A 17618-nucleotide genomic window follows, 5' to 3' on the forward strand; every position below is an offset into this window, starting at 1 on the left:
TGACCACCCTCGCGACGCTTCCAAGCGCCATCCCCGCGAAGGCGGGGATCCGGAGACTTCAGGGCCATGTCGCGACCGAGCCCCAGGGGCCACGCCTTCGCGGGATAGCGGCACGAGATGAGCCAAGGGCCATGCGGCCGCGTGCGCATCAAACGAAATCGCCGACGACGCACGCCTGCCGCCAGCGCTGATCGGCTTCTTTCTGGCCCAGAACGACAAATACGCCCGTGCCTCCGGCCTGAGCCTGCAGCGCATGCGGCAATTGCGCGACGGCGTGCTCGACGGCAGCCTCGGTGCCGACCGGGCCATGCGCCAGGCGCAAGCGCAACGCGAACGCATCGCGCCCGGCGCCGCCGACGACCGCCGCGCATATGCGCATTTCATCCGCGACCTGCAAGCGGTCGCAAAGACTCCATAGCGACGGCCGCCGGCCCCACCCCGCCGCTGTCGCAACGCGTATAAATCCGCATCGATCCTTAGCAGGAAGCGCCCCACCATGCCGCGCAACGCCGTCCGGGCTCCGCAGCAGCCCCGCGCCCGGCCGGGCCGAGGTTTCCGTGAAACTTGCCCGATGACGAACGAGACACCGCCACGGGCCGACGGCACAATGACGAACCTTTACGCAGCCACCCAAGGAAGCATCATGCGATTTCATGGAACCGTACTGCTGTGTCTGGCGACGCTTTCGTCGGCCGCCGTCGCCGCCGGCAAGCCCGCGGCGACCAGCCTGTCCAAGCTCTATCAAAGCTACGAAGAGGCCGGGCACAGCGCGCTGTCGATGCCGGAGTACGATCAGGCCGTGCGCTTCACCGCGGTGGTGCTGGAACAGAGCACCTCGATGGCCGACACCGCGCTCACCTCCGCGACCGACGCCGACGGCGAGGTCGAATACGCACGCCTGACCAGCGAGGACGGCAAGCTGGCCGCACTTCCGCCAGGCACCGCCTTCACCGCGACCTGCACGGTCGGCTTCACGTCCGGCACCGAGTACCTGAGTCTGACCGACTGCGAGGTCGAGTAAAGCGCGACCCGCTCGGTCCGGCATCGCCGCGCGATGCCGATCCGGAGCGCAAACGAAAACGCCCCGCCGAAGCGGGGCGTTTTCGCATCCGGGATGCGGACGCGGATCAGCGCTGGTCGGCGCCGACGTAGTCGCGCGTCGCGTGACCGGTGTAGATCTGGCGCGGACGGCCGATCTTGTTCTCGGGGTCGTTCTGCTGTTCCAGCCAATGCGAGACCCAACCGGCGGTGCGCGCGATCGCGAACATGACCGTGAACATCTCGACCGGAATGCCGAGCGCCTTGTAGATGATGCCCGAGTAGAAATCGACGTTCGGGTAGAGCTTGCGCTGAACGAAGTACTCGTCCTTGAGCGCCGCTTCTTCGAGCTTCATCGCCACTTCGAGCAGCGGATCGTTGACGCCGAGCTCGCCGAGCACGTCGTGGGTCATCTTGCGGACCAGCGCGGCGCGCGGATCGTAGTTCTTGTAGACGCGGTGGCCGAAGCCCATCAAGCGGAAGCCCGACTCCTTGTCCTTGGCCTTGTCGATCGCGCCCTTGACGTTCTCGGGGCGACCGATCTCGTTGAGCATCTTGAGCACGGCCTCGTTGGCGCCGCCGTGCGCCGGCCCCCACAACGCGGCGACGCCGGAGGCGACGCTGACGTAGGGGTTGGCACCGGTCGAACCGACCAGGCGCACGGTCGAGGTCGAGGCGTTCTGCTCGTGGTCGGCGTGCAGGATGAACAGCAGGTCCATCGCCTTGGCGGCGACCGGATTGAGTTCCAGCGGCTCGCTCGGCACTTCGAACAGCATGTGCAGGAAGCGCGTGGTGTAGTCGAGGCTGTTCTTCGGATAGCGGATCGGCCAGCCGATCGAATAACGATGGCAGGCGGCGGCGATCGTCGGCACCTTGGCGATCAGGCGGATCGCGGCCAGGCGGCGCTGTTCCGGATCTTCCAGGTCGAGTTCGTTGTGATAGAAGCTCGCCATCGAGCCGAGCATGCCGACCAGCATCGCCATCGGATGGGCGTCGTGGCGGAAGCCGTACAGGAAGGTACGAAACGCTTCGTGCATCATCGTGTGATGCGTGACTTCGTGCTCGAACTTGCTGAACTCGCCGGCGGTCGGCAGTTCGCCGTTCATCAGCAGATAGGCGACTTCGAGGAAGTTCGACTTCTCGGCGAGCTGTTCGATCGGGTAGCCGCGGTACAGCAGCACGCCCTCATCGCCGTCGATGTAGGTGATCGCCGACTTGCAGCTGGCGGTCGCGGTGAAGCCGGGGTCGTAGGTGAACATCCCGGTTTCTTTCGGCAGCTTGGCGATGTCGACGCAGGAAGCGCCCAACACCGGATGCTGCACCGGCAAGATCACGCTCTTGTCGCCGGCGGTCAGGGTGACCTGATCGAGGCCAGCTTTTTTGGAATCATCGGACACGAAACACTCCTCAATCTGCCTGCCGCAGGGAAGGCCGCGGCAGGAGGGGGACGGGGGTCGCATTTGAACTGCGATGCTGAATTATCGCACAACGCTTCTTGAGCCCAAGCTCGGACTTTGGTCGGGAGGGGCGCATGGCGGCCACGCAGCGTTTCATCGCCGAGGCCGGTTTTCGGCCCCGAGGCAGGCCCAGGAAGGCCTCGCGCCGGCGGACGCGGGCCGGCTTGTCGCGGCTTGGCGGAAAGCCTGTCGCGAGGCGGTCGCCGGCCCGGACCGAACGCGACGAAGGCATCCGGGGAGGCGCGAACCGTCGCGGCCACACCCGTCGCTCAGCGGAACCGGTGGCGACGCAAACGCAAACGGCCGCCCTTTCGGGCAGCCGTTGTGCGCACAGCGATTGCGACGCGATTACTTCTGCGCGTAACGCTTGCGGAACTTGTCGACGCGACCGCTGGTGTCCATGATCTTGTGCTTACCCGTATAGAACGGGTGCGACGCCGACGAGATGTCGACCTTGATCAGCGGATACTCGGTGCCGTCGAGCTTGATCGTTTCCTTGCTCGACAGGGTCGAACGGGTCAGGATCTGGAAGTCGGTGGTGACGTCCTGGAACACGACGTTACGGTATTCGGGATGGATGCCTGCCTTCATGGCACTCAACCTTAGGTATGCGGGAAAGTCGGGCAGTATAGCGGCCGGATTGGGGGGCGTGCAAGTCCATTTGGCCGGAAAACCAATCGGCGGCGCTGAGGCTGAATGAGGCGGGCGCGAGCCATACGCACCCTGCTTCTTGCTCCATTGGCCGGCACCTAGCCGGCGATCGCGGGCGAGGCTTTGGGGCGTCGCCCGCTGATGGCTATCAACACTTCAAGCTTGGACAGGCGGCTCGGAGTGGGCTTGGGGCGCTGGAGATGACCTTCCGCACTCCTGCACCTTTCGCCGTAAACCGACGTTCCTCTGCCTGAGTGTGCGGCCAGTGCTGTCTCAATCCGGCGTTTGAAGCACGGCTTCTGCCCGTTTCGCCGTACGCCTACTCTCCTCTGCGAGGGTGTGCGGCCAGTGCCTTCTGAATCGGGAGGTCGCGGCGCTGTTGCTTCTGCCCGTTTCGCCGTACGCCTACTCTCCTCTGCGAGGGTGTGCGGCCAGTGCTGTCTCAATCCGGCGTTTGAAGCACGGCTTCTGCCCGTTTCGCCGTACGCCTACTCTCCTCTGCGAGGGTGTGCGGCCAGTGCCTTCTGAATCGGGAGGTCGCGGCGCTGTTGCTTCTGCCCGTTTCGCCGTACGCCTACTCTCCTCTGCGAGGGTGTGCGGCCAGTGCCTTCTGAATCGGGAGGTCGCGGCGCTGTTGCTTCTGCCCGTTTCGCCGTACGCCTACTCTCCTCTGCGAGGGTGTGCGGCCAGTGCCTTCTGAATCGGGAGGTCGCGGCGCTGTTGCTTCTGCCCGTTTCGCCGTACGCCTACTCTCCTCTGCGAGGGTGTGCGGCCAGTGCCTTCTGAATCAGGGTTTCGAAGCGCTGTTGATCATATTTCATGAGGATCGCGACCTTGTCGGGGCGGCCTTCCTGGCGACGCCAGTCGACCACAGTCGCGCCGCGGCTGTGGGTGCCTTCGAGTTCGATCGAGACCGGCCGCGATTGCACGTCCTGCGCACCCTCGGGTTCGAGCGCGAACGCCATCGCCAGGGCATCGGCGGCATGCCAGTGATCGCCGCGACGGTCGATCGACCACATCCGCGTCTTCTCGGAAATGCGCTCGTAGAACTTGCCGCGCGCCGAATCGGTCTGGAACCAGGTGAGCACGCGCTCGTGATGGAGGCCGTGGGCGATCACCGCTTCCCAGTCGGCCAGGTCGATGTGCTCGAAGGCTTCGAACACGATGTGCGCGGCTTCCGGATCGAAGTAGATGTTGAACTCCGCCGCCGGGGTGATGTTGCCCTGGCAGGTCACCGCGCCGCCCATCACCACCAGGCGCGCGATGCGCTGGGGCAGGGTCGGATCGAGCTTGAGCGCCAGCGCGACGTTGGTCAGCGGCCCCAGCGCCACCAGCAACAACTTGCCGGCGTGTTCGTGCGACAGGCGGATGATCGCGAGCGCGGCGTGCTCGGCTTCGACCTGGCGCTTGGCGGCTTCGTAGCCGACATCGCCGAAACCGTCCTGGCCGTGCACATAGCCCGCGTCCGGCGATGGATGCAGCAAGGGCGCATCGGCGCCGGCGAACACCGGCACGTCGACGCCGGCCACTTCGCAAAGCTTGAGCGCGTTGGCGACGGTGTGTTTGAGGCCGACGTTGCCGGCGGCGATGGTCAGTCCGACCAGTTCGTGGCGCGGATCGTTGAACGCCATCAGCAGCGCCAGCGCGTCGTCCACACCGGGGTCGGTATCGATAAGCAGGGGAATACGATCAGTCATGAAGCCACTCGTTCGTCGGTAACGGCCGCGTCGGCCGGGACAGCGTGCAGCGCGCCTTCGTAGCGCAACAGCTCGCCGAAGGGAAACAGAGAAAAGGCGACGGCGAAGCGGTAACGCTCGCCGTCTTCGATGCGCTTGTAGGCATCGGTGCGCGGAAACAGGAACAGCGGCAGCGGCACGCCGCGCACTTCGACGCCGCGCAGACGCCAGCGCCAGCCGCCATCCTCGAGCTCGACACCGAGTTTCATCCGCGCCGGGCCGGTGCTTTCCAGCCAATGGCCATCGGGATAACGGCCGACGGGACGGAACACCGAGATCAGTTCGCTGCCGTCGTCGAAACGGCGGCGCCACTGCATGGCCTGCGCGTCATGGACGATGTCGACGCGGAAACCGCGACGTGCGCGATCGATCGGAATGCCGAGGCGTCGGGCGAGACGGCGGCCGATGTACCCGGCCGGACCGGTTCCGGTGGAAAGAGCGACCTGCCCGCCCAAGGTCCCGCCGCTGCGATGCAGCGCCTGCAGCAAGGGGTGCAGCCGGTCGAAAGCCGGGCCGAACCATTGCGTGGCCGCGTTTTGAAGGGCTCCCGGCATCCGGGTGGGGCGCTCCAGCTGGCGGGACACTATGCCATTGTTTGCGGTCGCGGGGAGTGTTCGATTGTGCCCGGCTTGCGGCCTGGGTCACGGCGCTCAGGCGCCGCCGCGACAGCCCTCGACGATCAGGCCGAGGCGATCAGGCCGAGACGATCAGGCCGAAGCGTATCTCGCGGCACCGCCGACCCAGCGCGAGACGATGCGTTCGGCCAGCTCTGGTGAAGTCTTCAGCAGGCGCTCGCCCAGTTCCTGCACCAGCGGCAGCAGGTCGGCATCGCGGGCCAGATCGGCGACGCGGAAGCCGGCCAGGCCGGTCTGGCGGGTGCCGAGCAGTTCGCCGGGGCCGCGCAGCTCCAGGTCCTTCTCGGCGATCACGAATCCGTCGTGGGTCTTGCGCATGGTGTCCAGGCGCTGGCGCGCCAGGCCCGACAGCGGCGAGCGATACAGCAGCACGCAACTCGACGCGGCGCTGCCGCGACCGACGCGTCCGCGCAGCTGATGCAACTGAGCCAGGCCGAGCCGCTCGGCGTTTTCGATGATCATCAACGAAGCGTTGGGCACGTCGACGCCGACTTCGATCACCGTGGTCGCAACCAGCAGGTCGAGTTCGCCGTCCTTGAACGCGCGCATCGTTTCCTGCTTTTCCTTGGCCTTCATGCGCCCGTGCACGAGGCCGACGCGCAGCGGCGCGAGTTGCTGCGACAGTTCCTCGAACGTGGTCTGCGCGGCCTGGGCGATCACCTCGTCGGAATCGTCGATCAGGGTGCAGACCCAGTACGCCTGCCGGCCTTCGGCGCAGGCGGTGCGGATGCGTTGCACCAGTTCGGGCCGGCGCTCTTCGCCGAGCGCGACGGTCTGCACCGGCGTGCGTCCGGGCGGCAGTTCGTCGATCGCCGACACATCGAGATCGGCATAAGCCGTCATCGCCAGGGTGCGCGGGATCGGGGTGGCGGTCATGACCAACTGGTGCGGCACGATCGCATCGTCGCCGACCGCGCCGCCGGCGCCTTTGTCCCTCAAGGCCAGGCGCTGGTGGACGCCGAAGCGGTGTTGCTCGTCGACGATCGCCAGGGCCAGGTCGCGGAACGCCACGCCTTCCTGCATCAATGCATGGGTGCCGACCACCACCTGCGCCTCGCCGTTGGCCACCTGTTCGAGCACCGCCTTGCGCGCGCGGCCGGTGACCTTGCCGGCCAGCCAGGCCACGCGCACGCCCAGCGGCTCGAGCCAGCGGCGCAGATTATTGAGGTGCTGCTCGGCCAACAATTCGGTCGGCGCCATCAGCGCGGCCTGGCGGCCGTGCTGCACGGCCAGCATCGCCGCGAGCGCGGCGACCACGGTCTTGCCGCTGCCGACGTCGCCCTGGACCAGGCGCAGCATCGGCGAGGGTTTGGCCAGGTCGGCGCGGATCTCGTCGAACACCCGCCGCTGCGCGCCGGTGAGTTTGAACGGCAGCGCCTTGCGCAGTTTCTCGGCCAGCGGCATCTGCTTGAGCGGGCGCGACTTGTGCGCCTGTTGGCTGATGCGCTGGCGGCGCAGGCTGAGGTGATGGGCGAGCAGTTCTTCGAGTGCGAGCCGTCGCTGCGCCGGGTGGCGGCCGGCGATCAAGGCGGCCACGTCGGCGTCGACCGCCGGCCGGTGCACGGTCAGCAGCGCTTCGCGCAAGGTCGGCAGTTGCAGGCGCTCGCGCAGCTCGCGCGGCAGCAGCTCCAGCGAGGCATCGTCGGGCAGGCGGTCGAGGGCATAGCCGATCAGGCGGCGCAGAGTCGCCGGGCCGATGCCTTCGATCGCCGGATAGACCGGGTCGAGTTGTTCGCCAAGCGCGACCTCGCCCTCGTCGTCGAGCACGCGATAGCTGGGATGAACGATCTCGAGCCCGTGCTGGCCCGGCTTGGGCGTGCCGTACAGGCGCACCCGGGCGCCGATGCGGAACTGCGCGACCTGGGCGGCGCGAAAATGGAAGAAGCGCAGCACCAGCACCGAGCGCGAATCGTCGCCGACCGCCACGCGCAGCATCGGCCGGTAACGAAAGCCGCGGTCGACCGCCTCGACCCGGCCTTCGACCTGGGCGGCGACGCCGGGCTGGAGCAGCCGGATCGGGGTGATCTGGGTGCGGTCTTCGTATTGCCGCGGCAGTTGCAGCCAGAAATCCTGCAGCGTGGTCAGGCCGCGTGCGGCGAGCTTGTCGGCCACGCGCGGCCCCACCCCGGGCATCCGCGGCAACGGCTGTGTGTGGAGATCGACGGAGGGCCCGTCCTGACGGCTCGGCATCGCATAAGCATGCCGGGAACGGCCGCAAAGCTAAACCCCGGCGCGTCCCTGTGCCGGGTCTTAAGCGTGAACCCCGATGCATCGCGGCGGCGAACGAAACCGCTGCTGCCGTCGATGCGGGATTCTGCCGTGATCCCGCCGAAGCGGGAACGACGGAACAATGAAACGACCGGCCCTGCCTCAGAACCTCGCGCTGAACTCCACGCCGTAGCTGCGCGGTTCGCTGACCCGCGCGCCGACCGTGCCGAGCACGTTCTTGCCGTAGGTGCCGAGCGCGTTGATGTACTGGTGGTCGAACAGATTATTGCCGTAGGCGGCCAGGCCCCAGCGCCCCTGCGGCGAGGTCCAGCCCACGCGCAAGTCGGTGCGGTTCTGCGCCTCGCCGAGGTTCAAGGCCGGGCTGACGCCGCAGCGGTTCTGCGCCTGCGACTCCTCGCTGCAGCGGACCTTGCCGCGATAGGCATGGCGCAGAGAGAAGCGCAGGTCGCCGTGCTCGCCGAGGTTCCAGACGTAATGCGCGCCGCCGGCCATCGACCAATACGGCAGGCCGGTGGGATCGCCGCTGGCGTCGATGCCGTCGGAGGTCACGTAGTTCTTGTAGGTCGAATCGATGAAACCGGCGTTGAAGTCGAGGCCGAAGTTATCGGTGGCCTGCCAGCGCAGGTCGAGGTCGAGGCCGTAGGCTTCCAGGTCGGAGGTATCGACGACGAAGCGCGGAATGTCGGTGCTGCTGTCCAACCGCACCGCCTGGCGGTTGTCGTAGACATAGTAGTAAGCCGAGGCGTTGAGCTGCACGCGCTGCTCGGGGAAGACCTGCTTGATGCCGGTCTCGAAGTTCCACACGTCCTCGTTCTCGAAACTGCTGCCGATCTGCAGCGAGTTGAAGCCGCCGGCCTTGTAGCCCTTGGCCAGCGAAGCGAACACCATGGTGTCGTCGCTGAAGTGGTAGTCGACGACGAAACGCGGGCTGAAATCGCTCCAACTGTTCGAGGTGCGGTTGAGTACGCCCTTGTTGAGCATCGCCGGCGGGTCGATGAAGGCGACGTCGAACACGAACGCTTCGCGCGGCAGGCCGACCATGTCGAAGAAGCCGAAGGCCTGCAATTGGTTCAAGGTCGCATCGAGGGTCGGCGCGGTACGCGGCGTGTTCAACCACGAGAACTTCTTCTCGTCGCGGGTATAGCGCAGGCCGACGGTCAGGTTGAGCTTGTCGGTCGCGTGCCAGATCACGTCGCCGAACACCGCATAGGCCTTGGTGTCGAGGGTGTTGTGGAAGGTCTCGTTCCAGCGGTGGCCGAGCAGGGTCAGCGGAATGCCGTTGGCCTGCAGCAGGTCGTCGAAGAAGCCGAACAGACGCCCGTCCGGGGTCGGCGCCAGGCCGAGGTTGCGCACGATGGTGTCGACCGAATCGGTCAGCGCATTGACCTCGCTGGTCTGGCGGGCCTTCTCGTCGAAATAGCTGGCGCCGGCGATCCAGTCGAGCGTGTCTGTGCTGCCGCTGAACTTGAACTCCTGATAGAAGCTGCGGTTGCTCTCGGTGTTGGTCGAATCGACGTACAGGTACTTGCGGTTGGTGCCGTCTTCCTCGACCCGGTTGACCGAGTCGTAGTCGCGCCACGAGGTGGTCGAGGTGAAACCGCCCCAGTCGAAACCGTGGTCGACGATCAGGGTCACGCCGTCGAAACGCCGCGACTCTTCGTTGCCCTCGATGTCGACCGCGGTCGGGATCTTGCGCGGGTCGAGATAAGCCGATTCGTCGACCGGCAGAGTCGGCAGGCCCGGCGCGGACGGCAAGGCGACGATGCCGGTGGTGACCTGGCCGTTCTGGTCCAGGCTTTCGTGGTCCCAACTCAGCAACGCGCTGGTGCGCTCGCCGAAGCGGGCCTTGAAGGCCGCGCGCGTGGCCCAGTTGTTTTCCGGGCCGAGGTCCTCGCCGGTCACCGCGTCCTGGATCCAGCCGTCGGCGTGATTGACCAGGGCGTTGAAGCGAAACGCCGAGTGTTCGCCGGTCGGCAGGTTGAGCATGCCGTCGACGTATTGCTTGCCGTCGCTGCCCAGGCGCAGACGCGCCTTGACCTCGGTGGCGCTGAAGTCGGGTTTGCGGGTGATGATCGAGACCGCGCCGGCAGCGGTGTTGCGGCCGAACAAGGTGCCCTGCGGCCCCTTCAGCACTTCGATGCGCTCGACATCGGTGAACGGCAACAGCACGCCGCCGCCACGACCGGCGTACACGCCGTCGACGTATACGCCGACCGCCGGATCGGTGCCGATGCCGAAGTCGTCGGTACTGATGCCGCGCAACTGGAAGCCCGGCTGGGTCGGTTGCTGGCTGTCGACCACCAGGCCCGGCACGAAGCTGTCCAGGTCGCCCATGTCCTGCGCGGCGATGTCGTCGATGAGCTCGTCGGTCACCACCTGCAGGGCGATCGGCACGTCCTGCAGTTCCTGCTCGCGGCTCTGCGCGGTGACGGTGATCTTCTCCAGCTCCTTCGGCGCCGCCTCCTGGGCGTAGGCGACCGGCGCGGCCAGGGCGAAGGCGCCGCCGCAAAGCGCGGCGAGTGCGGCGGTGGTCGCGGTGACCAAACGGTGTTTGCGCAACGGCATCGGAAAGCTCCCCTCTCGTTCGTCGTAGACACGAACGCGCACGGCGGCGCGTTCCCCTCCCTGCCTTCCCCGACCCGCAGGTATCAGCCGCACTGCCCCTGTTGCGCGGCGATCCAGTCGCGGATCAGTCTTACCCCTTCGGTGTGCACGACACTGCGACCCAGCTCCGGCATCATCACCGAAGGGTCGTCGCTGCGCATGCGATAGAGCAGGATCGATTGATCGGGCTTGCCCGGCACGATGTCGTGACGGAAATCGCCGGTGCCCTTGCCGGCGGCGATCGGCAGCTTGCAGCGGCCCAGCCGCATCGGCTCTTGGGTCGCCGCATCGAGCCACAGGCCCGAGGTGTTGCCCGGCCCTTTCGGGCTGTGGCAATGGCCGCAGTTGATGTCGAGATAGGCGCGCGCGCGCGCGTCCAGGCCCGCCTTAGTGTCGCGCCAGTTAGCATCGCGCGGCGCGGCGGCCGCAGCGGGCGCGCCGTGCAGATAGCCGGCGCGAGTCCAGCGCGCGATCTGATTGCTCAGCCCATCGTCGTAAGCGAAGTCGCGATTGAGATGGCGTGCCTTCGGCCCGATCGGCTGCAGCGCCTTGCTCTTCATGTCGACGCCGTGGCAGCCGGCGCATTGGTTCTGGTCCGGCACTTGGTATTCGGCCGCTTCGCGTTGGCCGTCGGCCGCGACCAGACTCAGCGAAATCAAGGCGCCGCTGCGCATCAACCGCGCCTCGGTCTGTTCGGCGTTCCACACGTAAGGCAGCGCAACCCAACCCTGCTGGCGCCGCAGCAACAAACGCGTCTCGACCAGCCGGACCTTGGCCAGTTCCAAACCGCCGCCGCGCAGCTCCGGGCCATCGTCGGCGCTGCGCAGTACCGCATCGCCGCCGGCCTGGCTGCGCGGGTAGTAGAAGGTCTTGCTGAAGATGGTGCCGACCGGGAAATCGAAGGCCTCGTCAGCCCGGTACTGCGCGGCCTGGCCCTTCGGCATCCATACCGTGCGCAGCTTGTGCGCGTAGTCGGAGAACAGCGGCGTGTTCAAGTCGTAGGGCACGACCCCGGCATTGAGCTTCAAGCGGCCGTCGGCGACGCGCAGCAGGTTCCATTCGGCCAGGGTCGGCGGCTGGCCGTCGGCGAAGAAATGCACCGGCGCCGGCGCCGACTCGCGCGCGCATCCGGCCAGCAGCATCGACAGCAATACGGCAACGACCGAGCGCATCATCGTCTTGCGCATCGATCAACCGCGCTTGAGGTCGATCGCCGGCAGCTTCGGCAGGGTGCAGGCGTAGGACTTGAGGTCTTGGCTCGGGCTCTTGTAGCCGCCGGGACCATCGGCGTTGATCACGCCGGAGACGTCGCGGATGCAGATCTGCGGCCCGTCCTTGAGCGCCTTGTTGGCATACCCGTCCCACAGCACGTCGGGGAAGCGGCCGTTGAGGCCGTAGATCGCCGTCTTCAGGGCCTTGAGATCGAAACCGTCGGGCGAGTCGCCGCCGCCGGACAGGCGATTGCCGTAGATCGAGATCCGCTCCGGATAGGGATCGAAGTCTTTCGCCGCCTTGTCGTCCTTGTAGCCGGTCGAATACACGCTGGAGACGATGATGTTGGTGGTGGCGTTGTCGCTGATGTCGTTGTCGAAGATCTCGACGTCGTCGTTGGAATTCACCACCATGCCGCTGCCGGCCGGCACGCTGGCCACCGGCGTGCCCTTGGCGCCGAAGTTGGCGGTGTTGTTCTTGAACACCTTGTTCTTGAACACGCGGATCGCCCCGCCCTGCTGCGACAGCGCCGGCATGTTGAACACCAGGATGCCGCCGGTGTTGTTGGTGGCGACATTGTCGTAAACGTCGGCGTTGATCGTGTTTTCGATCTCGATGCCGGCGACGTTGAACTCGGCGCGGCTGTTGCGGACGATCACGTCGCGCGACTGGCCGACGTAGATGCCGGCATCGGAGGCGCCGATGGCCACCGAGTTCTCGATCAGCACGTTGCGGGTCTTGACCGGGTACAGGCCGTAGGCGCCGTTCTTGGTGCTCGGCCCGCCGGTCCATTCGACCCGCACGTTGCGGATGGTGATGTCCTGCGCCTCGTTGATCTTGAGGCCGTCGCCCTTGCTGTCCTCGATCGCCAGATTCTCGATGGTGAACTGGCTGGCGTTGACCAGCAGGCCTTCGGCGCCGGCCTTCTGGCCCTTGAAGCTCAGCACCGACTTGTCCGGGCCGGCGCCGCGGATGGTCACGCCGTCCACGCGCAGGGTCAGGCTGCGGTCGAAGGTGTAGCGCCCGGCCGGCACCTCGATCACCTCGCCCGGCTTGGCGTCGAGCAGACGGGTGCGGAAGCTCTCGGCGAAGGCGGCGTCGCCGGCGGCGACCTGCGCGGTCGCGGTGTGCTTGGGCTGCTCGGGACCGCAACCGGCGGCCAGGGCTGCGGCGGCGGCAAGGGCGAACGCCGGAATCTGCTTGCTCATGGATCTCCCCGTGATTGGCGACCGGGGCGCGGCGCGAATGCTCGCGTTGGGCGTCCCTCGTGGCTATGCGACGAGTCTCCGCCGCCGATGTGAGCGCGCGTGAGGGCGAATGCGGCACACTAAGGGGGCATTAGCGGTCAACCGTGCGGCCACGATCGTGAGGGGCGATGCGTCAGCCATCCGAGCAGGACAGCGCCAAATCCGACATCGCCTTGATGTCGCCGAACCTGCTGTGGGGCTTGCTCGAGACCGCGGACCGGATCGGCGCGCCCAGCGACGATTGGTTCGCCGGCACCGGCCTGAGCCGCGCCCAGGTCAGCGACCCGGGCGTGCGCCTGCCGAACCGGCCGACCGCGATCGTGATCGACCGCGCCCTGCGCGTGCTGCCCGACAGCATCGGCCTGGACATCGGCCGCAGCCAGCATGTCGGCAACTTCGGCCTGCTCGGCCTGGCGATGACGACCGCGGCGACCTTCGGCGAGGCCCTGCAGATCGGCCTGCGCTTCACTCCGGTAGTCGGCAGCCTGATGCGTTTCGTCGAAAGCGCCTCCGAATCCGGCACGGTCGCCCTGGCCGGGCAAATGACCCTGACCTATCCCTCGATCCACCGGTTCGTCTGCGAGGAGTTCTTCAGCAGTTGCCTCGCCCTCGCCCGCGGCCTGGTCGGCGAAGGCCTGCGCCCCTTGCGCATCGAGTTCAGTTATCCCGCGCCGGACTACGCCTCCCACTACCGCGATGTGTTCGACTGCCCGGTCGCGTTCGAACAACCGCAGAACCGGCTGGTGCTCGACGCGCAATGGCTGGCGGCGCCGCTGCCGACCCACAACCCGATCGCCTCGCGCCAGGTGCTGGCCCTGTGCGAAGCGCAGATGCCGGAAGGCGCGGTGCCCGGCGAGGTCACCGCCGCGGTCGAACGCCTGTTGCGCGCGCAATTGCCGCAGGACCCCAAGCTCGCCGGCATCGCCGCGCAATTGCACGTCAGCGAACGCACCCTGCGCCGGCAACTGACCGGCGAAGGCACCAGCTTCCACGAGATCCACGACCGCCTGCGCATCGACCACGCCTATGCGCTGCTGCGCGAACGCAATCTCACCATCGCCAGCGTCGGCGCCGCCATCGGCTATAAGGACCCGCGCGATTTCCGCCGCGCCTTCAAGCGCCTGACCGGCGAAACCCCGCGCGCGCTGCGCGAACGCCTGGCGGCCGAGATCGCGCGCGAGCGCAGATAGGGCTTGGGATTCGGGATTCGGGATTCGGGATTCGGGAATCGGGAATCGGGAATCGGGAATCGGGGCGATGATTTGCGAGCTTGCGTCGCCCGGTCGAGGCTCGTCGTTATTGCGGCTTCGCGGTCGCAGCTTGCGCAGTTCCTACTCGGGAGTTCATGCCCTGACGATGCCGGCACAAACGCAAACGGCCGCCTCGTGACGGGGCGGCCGTTGCTGTAAACACTGGGTGTCGCGGTTTAGCGCAGCACCATCACCGCATCGACTTCGAACGCCACGCCGCGCGGCAGCGCCGACACTTCGACGGTCGAGCGCGCCGGATACGGCGGGTTGAAGTACTCGCCCATCACCGCGTTGACCTTGCCGAACGCGCCGAGGTCGGTGAGGAACAGGCCCAGGCGGGCGATGTCGGCGAGCGAGCCGCCCGCGGCTTCGCAGACCGCCTGCAGATTGCGGAACGCGCGATGCGCCTGGGCTTCGATGTCGCCTTCGATGACCAGGCCGCTGGCCGGGTCGAGCGGGATCTGGCCGGACAGATAGACCGTATCGCCGACGCGCACGGCCTGCGAGTACGGGCCGATGGCGGCCGGAGCTTGATCGGTATGGATGATTTCGCGAGACATTTGGGGGCCGGGAATCGGGAATGGGGAGTCGGGATCTTAAAGCCGGGAATCGGGAATAGGGAGTCGGGAATCGTAAAAGCGAGGCGGTCCGTCTGGGCCTTGCGATTCCCGACTCCCCATTCCCGATTCCCGGCGGCGGCAAAGCCGCCGCACCTACATCCGCTGCACGCCCAGCACCACCGCCAGCCTGCGCACGCGGCGCATGACGTCGGCCAGATGGCGGCGGTCGCTGACTTCGATGGCGAAACGCATGATCGCGATGTTGGCGTCGCGCTCCAGATATTCGACGCGGTCGATGTTGGATTCGGCCTCGGCGATCGCCGCGGCGACCTGGGCCAGCGAGCCGGGGCGGTTGTCGACTTCGATGCGCAATGCGGCGGCGAAGTCGCCGGACACCTGGCGGTCCCAACCGATCGCGACCCAGCGGTCGGGCGACTTGCGGTAGTCGGCGACGTTCGGGCAGTCCAGGCGATGCACCACGATGCCCTTGCCGGCGGTGTGGTAGCCCATGATTTCGTCGCCCGGCAACGGCAGGCAACAGTTGGCGAAACTGATCACGCCGCGCTCGGCGCCGGTAATCAGGATCTTGTCCTCGGGCAGCCGCGGGCGGTCGATCGCACGGCCGCGCGTCTTGCCCGGCACTTCGCGCGCCAGCGCCAGGGCGACCTGGTTCGGCATGCGGTTGCCCAGGGCGATATCGGCCAGCAAGGCCTCCAGGCGCGGATAGCGATACTCGGCGAGATAGCTTTCCAGGCGCAGCGCCGGAGTGCGGTCCAGCGAGGTCTCCAGCACTTCCAGCGCGCGGTCGAGCATGCGGTGGCCAAGCTGGACCGCATCCTCGTGTTCGAGCTGCTTGAGCTGCTGGCGGATCGAGGTGCGCGCCTTGCCCGACACGACGAACTCCAGCCACTGCGGCTTAGGCGTCGACGACTTGGCGGTGATGATCTCCACGCGCTGGCCGCTGGCCAGCTTGGTGCGCAACGGCACCAGCTTGCCGTCGACGCGCGCGGCGACCGCGCGATTGCCGACGTCGGTATGCACCGCGTAGGCGAAATCCAGCGCGGTCGAATTGCGCGGCAGCGACATGATGTCGCCCTTCGGCGTGAACAGGTAGACCTCGTCCGGGAACAGGTCGACCTTGACGTTTTCGAGGAATTCCAGCGACGAGCCGGTCGAACGCTGCGACTCGACCAGACTGGCGATCCAACTGTGCGCACGCGACTGTGCGCTGTTCGGGCCTTCGCCGCCGTGTTTGTACGACCAGTGCGCGGCGATGCCGCGCTCGGCGATCAGGTCCATGTCCTCGGTGCGGATCTGCACTTCCACGGGCGAGCCGTAGGGGCCGAACAACACCGTGTGCAGCGACTGGTAACCGTTGGCCTTGGGGATGGCGATGAAATCGCGGAAGCGGGCATCCAGCGGTTTGTAGGCCGAATGCACCACGCCGAGGGCGTGGTAACAGTCCGGCACGCTGCGCACGACGACGCGGAAACCGAACACGTCCATGACCTGGTTGAAGCTCTTATGCTCGTGGTGCATCTTCATGTAGATGCTCCACGGCGATTTCACCCGGCTGATCAAGCGGTGTTGAAGCTTCTCCTTCGCCAGGCGCTGGGCCAGGTGCGCTTCGATCTGCACCAGCGACTCGCGCCGCACCACCGGTTGGGTGCGGATGCGTTTTTCGATGACCGCGTGGCGCCAGGGATGCAGGGCGCGGAAACCCAGGTCCTGCAGCTCGGCCTTGATCAGATTCATGCCCAGGCGCTGGGCGATCGGCGCGTAGATCTCCAGCGTCTCGCGGGCGATGCGCTCGCGCGCCTCGGCGCTCTGCGCGCCGAGCGTGCGCATGTTGTGCAGACGGTCGGCGAGCTTGATCAGGATCACGCGCAGGTCGCGCGCCATCGCCAGCAGCATCTTGCGGAAGCTCTCGGCCGCCGCTTCCTGGCGATCGCGGAACTGCAGCTTGTCGAGCTTGGTGACGCCGTCGACGAGTTCGGCCACGGTCGGCCCGAATTCGGTCGCCAGGCATTCGCGGGTCAGCGGCGTGTCTTCGATGGTGTCGTGCAGGATCGCCGCGACCAGGGTCTCGACGTCCAGCCCCTGCTCGGCCAGCACCTTGGCGACCGCGACCGGGTGGGTGATGTAGGGCTCGCCCGACTTGCGGGTCTGGCCCACGTGCGCGGCGGCGCCGACCGACCAGGCGCGACGCAGTTGCAGGCGCTGCGCTTCGGGCAGGTAGTGCGCGGCCAGTTCGAGCTCGCGCACATAGTCCGGCAGCTCCGTGTCGTCCAGAACGGCGGGATAGGTGCTCAGCGCGGGCTCGGCAGGGGTCATAACGGAAATTTACGCGGGCGATGGCTCAAGGTGCAACGCATCCATTGATATTGGGTGCGGCACGCAGGCAGCGCAGGCAAGCGGCCGGTCCCGATTGCGGCGCAAGGACGAGACATTCGTTCAGGAATGCGCCGACGGTCGCAGTCGGAAGGCGGCGGATACCGCGGCTGGCGCGTGATCGCGCTCGCGGCCGGCGTGCGGCCTGGCGCACCGCGTCGAGCGTCCGCGGCGGCGGCACAAACGAAAACGGCCCCGCCGAGGCGGGGCCGTAAACGTAACGGGCCCGCCAAGGCGGAGCCGCGATCGACTCCCCGCGCCGGAGCGCGGGGCGGATGCACTCAGTCGTCGCTCTTCGACAGATCGTCGTCGGCGACCACTTCGGCGGCGGCCCATTCCAGGGCTTCGCGCTCTTTGCGCTCGCGCTCGGCCTTCTCGACCGCATCGATGTATTCGGGGTTGATCTGGCGCGCGGCGATTTCGCGCAGTGCCAGCACGGTGGGCTTGTCGTTGGCTTCGCTGTTGTCCAGCTGCGGCTCGACGCCGTTGGCCAGCTGACGCGCACGCTTGGCGGCCAACATGACGAGTTCGAAGCGGTTATCGACCACTTCCAGGCAATCTTCGACGGTAATGCGGGCCATGGGGCTCCTGGCGGCCGGTGGGCCGTC

General features: G+C 67.0%; 14 protein-coding genes. 2 read left to right on the forward strand and 12 right to left on the reverse strand.

All coding sequences use genetic code 11. The annotated features are described in order from the left end of the window. Nucleotides 1-148 precede the first annotated feature (148 nt). On the reverse strand, nt 149-397 hold the full coding sequence (locus ACKN61_RS19610) for a hypothetical protein (RefSeq protein ID WP_408950880.1): 249 nt from the start codon (nt 395-397) through the stop codon (nt 149-151). Between the two features lie 246 nt (nt 398-643). Between ACKN61_RS19610 and ACKN61_RS19615 the strand changes: the two genes are divergently transcribed. Beyond that, a complete protein-coding gene (locus ACKN61_RS19615; RefSeq protein ID WP_408950881.1) occupies nt 644-1021 on the forward strand; it encodes a hypothetical protein in 378 nt (125 codons plus the stop codon). 106 nt (nt 1022-1127) lie between these two features. Here the strand turns inward: ACKN61_RS19615 and ACKN61_RS19620 are convergent, their stop codons facing one another. The 8 genes from ACKN61_RS19620 to ACKN61_RS19655 all read right to left on the reverse strand — a co-directional run bounded on the left by ACKN61_RS19620 (nt 1128) and on the right by ACKN61_RS19655 (nt 12770). Beyond that, nucleotides 1128-2435, reverse strand: coding sequence for a citrate synthase (locus ACKN61_RS19620; protein WP_031372635.1), 1308 nt, complete (start codon nt 2433-2435; stop codon nt 1128-1130). Nucleotides 2436-2843: 408 nt separating this feature from the next. Next, nucleotides 2844-3086: a type B 50S ribosomal protein L31 gene (locus ACKN61_RS19625; RefSeq protein WP_031372636.1), complete on the reverse strand. Its 243-nt coding sequence runs from the start codon at nt 3084-3086 to the stop codon at nt 2844-2846. Between the two features lie 806 nt (nt 3087-3892). Further along, nucleotides 3893-4843: a nucleoside hydrolase gene (locus ACKN61_RS19630; RefSeq protein ID WP_408950882.1), complete on the reverse strand. Its 951-nt coding sequence runs from the start codon at nt 4841-4843 to the stop codon at nt 3893-3895. Further along, on the reverse strand, nt 4840-5466 hold the full coding sequence (locus tag ACKN61_RS19635; RefSeq protein ID WP_408950883.1) for a DUF4166 domain-containing protein: 627 nt from the start codon (nt 5464-5466) through the stop codon (nt 4840-4842). The genes ACKN61_RS19630 and ACKN61_RS19635 overlap by 4 nt, the downstream gene beginning before the upstream one ends. A 123-nt stretch (nt 5467-5589) precedes the next feature. After that, nucleotides 5590-7707 (reverse strand): ATP-dependent DNA helicase RecG, encoded by a 2118-nt coding sequence (gene recG / locus ACKN61_RS19640; RefSeq protein WP_408950884.1) that lies wholly within the window; start codon nt 7705-7707, stop codon nt 5590-5592. Between the two features lie 180 nt (nt 7708-7887). Beyond that, a complete protein-coding gene (locus tag ACKN61_RS19645) occupies nt 7888-10311 on the reverse strand; it encodes a TonB-dependent receptor (protein ID WP_408950885.1) in 2424 nt (807 codons plus the stop codon). Between the two features lie 83 nt (nt 10312-10394). Further along, on the reverse strand, nt 10395-11537 hold the full coding sequence (locus ACKN61_RS19650; protein ID WP_408950886.1) for an SO2930 family diheme c-type cytochrome: 1143 nt from the start codon (nt 11535-11537) through the stop codon (nt 10395-10397). Nucleotides 11538-11540: 3 nt separating this feature from the next. Continuing rightward, on the reverse strand, nt 11541-12770 hold the full coding sequence (locus tag ACKN61_RS19655; protein WP_408950887.1) for a parallel beta-helix domain-containing protein: 1230 nt from the start codon (nt 12768-12770) through the stop codon (nt 11541-11543). A 167-nt stretch (nt 12771-12937) separates the two neighbouring features. Here ACKN61_RS19655 and ACKN61_RS19660 point away from each other — a divergent pair, with 167 nt between their 5' ends. Continuing rightward, nucleotides 12938-13999: an AraC family transcriptional regulator gene (locus tag ACKN61_RS19660; protein WP_408950888.1), complete on the forward strand. Its 1062-nt coding sequence runs from the start codon at nt 12938-12940 to the stop codon at nt 13997-13999. Between the two features lie 236 nt (nt 14000-14235). Here ACKN61_RS19660 and ACKN61_RS19665 read toward each other — a convergent pair whose 3' ends face one another. From ACKN61_RS19665 to rpoZ, 3 genes are all read right to left on the reverse strand, one after another. Continuing rightward, nucleotides 14236-14619 carry a RidA family protein gene (locus tag ACKN61_RS19665; protein ID WP_031372644.1) on the reverse strand — a complete coding sequence of 128 codons (384 nt, stop codon included), beginning with the start codon at nt 14617-14619 and terminating at the stop codon, nt 14236-14238. Between the two features lie 153 nt (nt 14620-14772). Next, nucleotides 14773-16953, reverse strand: coding sequence for a bifunctional (p)ppGpp synthetase/guanosine-3',5'-bis(diphosphate) 3'-pyrophosphohydrolase (locus ACKN61_RS19670; RefSeq protein ID WP_031372645.1), 2181 nt, complete (start codon nt 16951-16953; stop codon nt 14773-14775). 338 nt (nt 16954-17291) lie between these two features. Beyond that, nucleotides 17292-17591 (reverse strand): DNA-directed RNA polymerase subunit omega, encoded by a 300-nt coding sequence (rpoZ, locus tag ACKN61_RS19675; RefSeq protein WP_031372646.1) that lies wholly within the window; start codon nt 17589-17591, stop codon nt 17292-17294. Between the last annotated feature and the right edge of the window lie 27 nt (nt 17592-17618).

It is taken from the genome of Lysobacter sp. Hz25, assembly GCF_046097045.1.
Lineage (GTDB): Bacteria > Pseudomonadota > Gammaproteobacteria > Xanthomonadales > Xanthomonadaceae > Lysobacter > Lysobacter antibioticus_B.

What these genes read in the sequence shown, in the direction of transcription:
- ACKN61_RS19615 (WP_408950881.1), top strand. Translation starts at nt 644, where the DNA reads ATGCGATTTCATGGAACCGTACTGCTGTGTCTGGCGACGCTTTCGTCG.
- ACKN61_RS19625 (WP_031372636.1), bottom strand. Translation starts at nt 3,086, where the DNA reads ATGAAGGCAGGCATCCATCCCGAATACCGTAACGTCGTGTTCCAGGAC.
- ACKN61_RS19630 (WP_408950882.1), bottom strand. Translation starts at nt 4,843, where the DNA reads ATGACTGATCGTATTCCCCTGCTTATCGATACCGACCCCGGTGTGGAC.
- recG (WP_408950884.1), bottom strand. Translation starts at nt 7,707, where the DNA reads ATGCCGAGCCGTCAGGACGGGCCCTCCGTCGATCTCCACACACAGCCG.
- ACKN61_RS19645 (WP_408950885.1), bottom strand. Translation starts at nt 10,311, where the DNA reads ATGCCGTTGCGCAAACACCGTTTGGTCACCGCGACCACCGCCGCACTC.
- ACKN61_RS19650 (WP_408950886.1), bottom strand. Translation starts at nt 11,537, where the DNA reads ATGCGCAAGACGATGATGCGCTCGGTCGTTGCCGTATTGCTGTCGATG.
- ACKN61_RS19655 (WP_408950887.1), bottom strand. Translation starts at nt 12,770, where the DNA reads ATGAGCAAGCAGATTCCGGCGTTCGCCCTTGCCGCCGCCGCAGCCCTG.
- ACKN61_RS19660 (WP_408950888.1), top strand. Translation starts at nt 12,938, where the DNA reads ATGCGTCAGCCATCCGAGCAGGACAGCGCCAAATCCGACATCGCCTTG.
- ACKN61_RS19665 (WP_031372644.1), bottom strand. Translation starts at nt 14,619, where the DNA reads ATGTCTCGCGAAATCATCCATACCGATCAAGCTCCGGCCGCCATCGGC.
- ACKN61_RS19670 (WP_031372645.1), bottom strand. Translation starts at nt 16,953, where the DNA reads ATGACCCCTGCCGAGCCCGCGCTGAGCACCTATCCCGCCGTTCTGGAC.
- rpoZ (WP_031372646.1), bottom strand. Translation starts at nt 17,591, where the DNA reads ATGGCCCGCATTACCGTCGAAGATTGCCTGGAAGTGGTCGATAACCGC.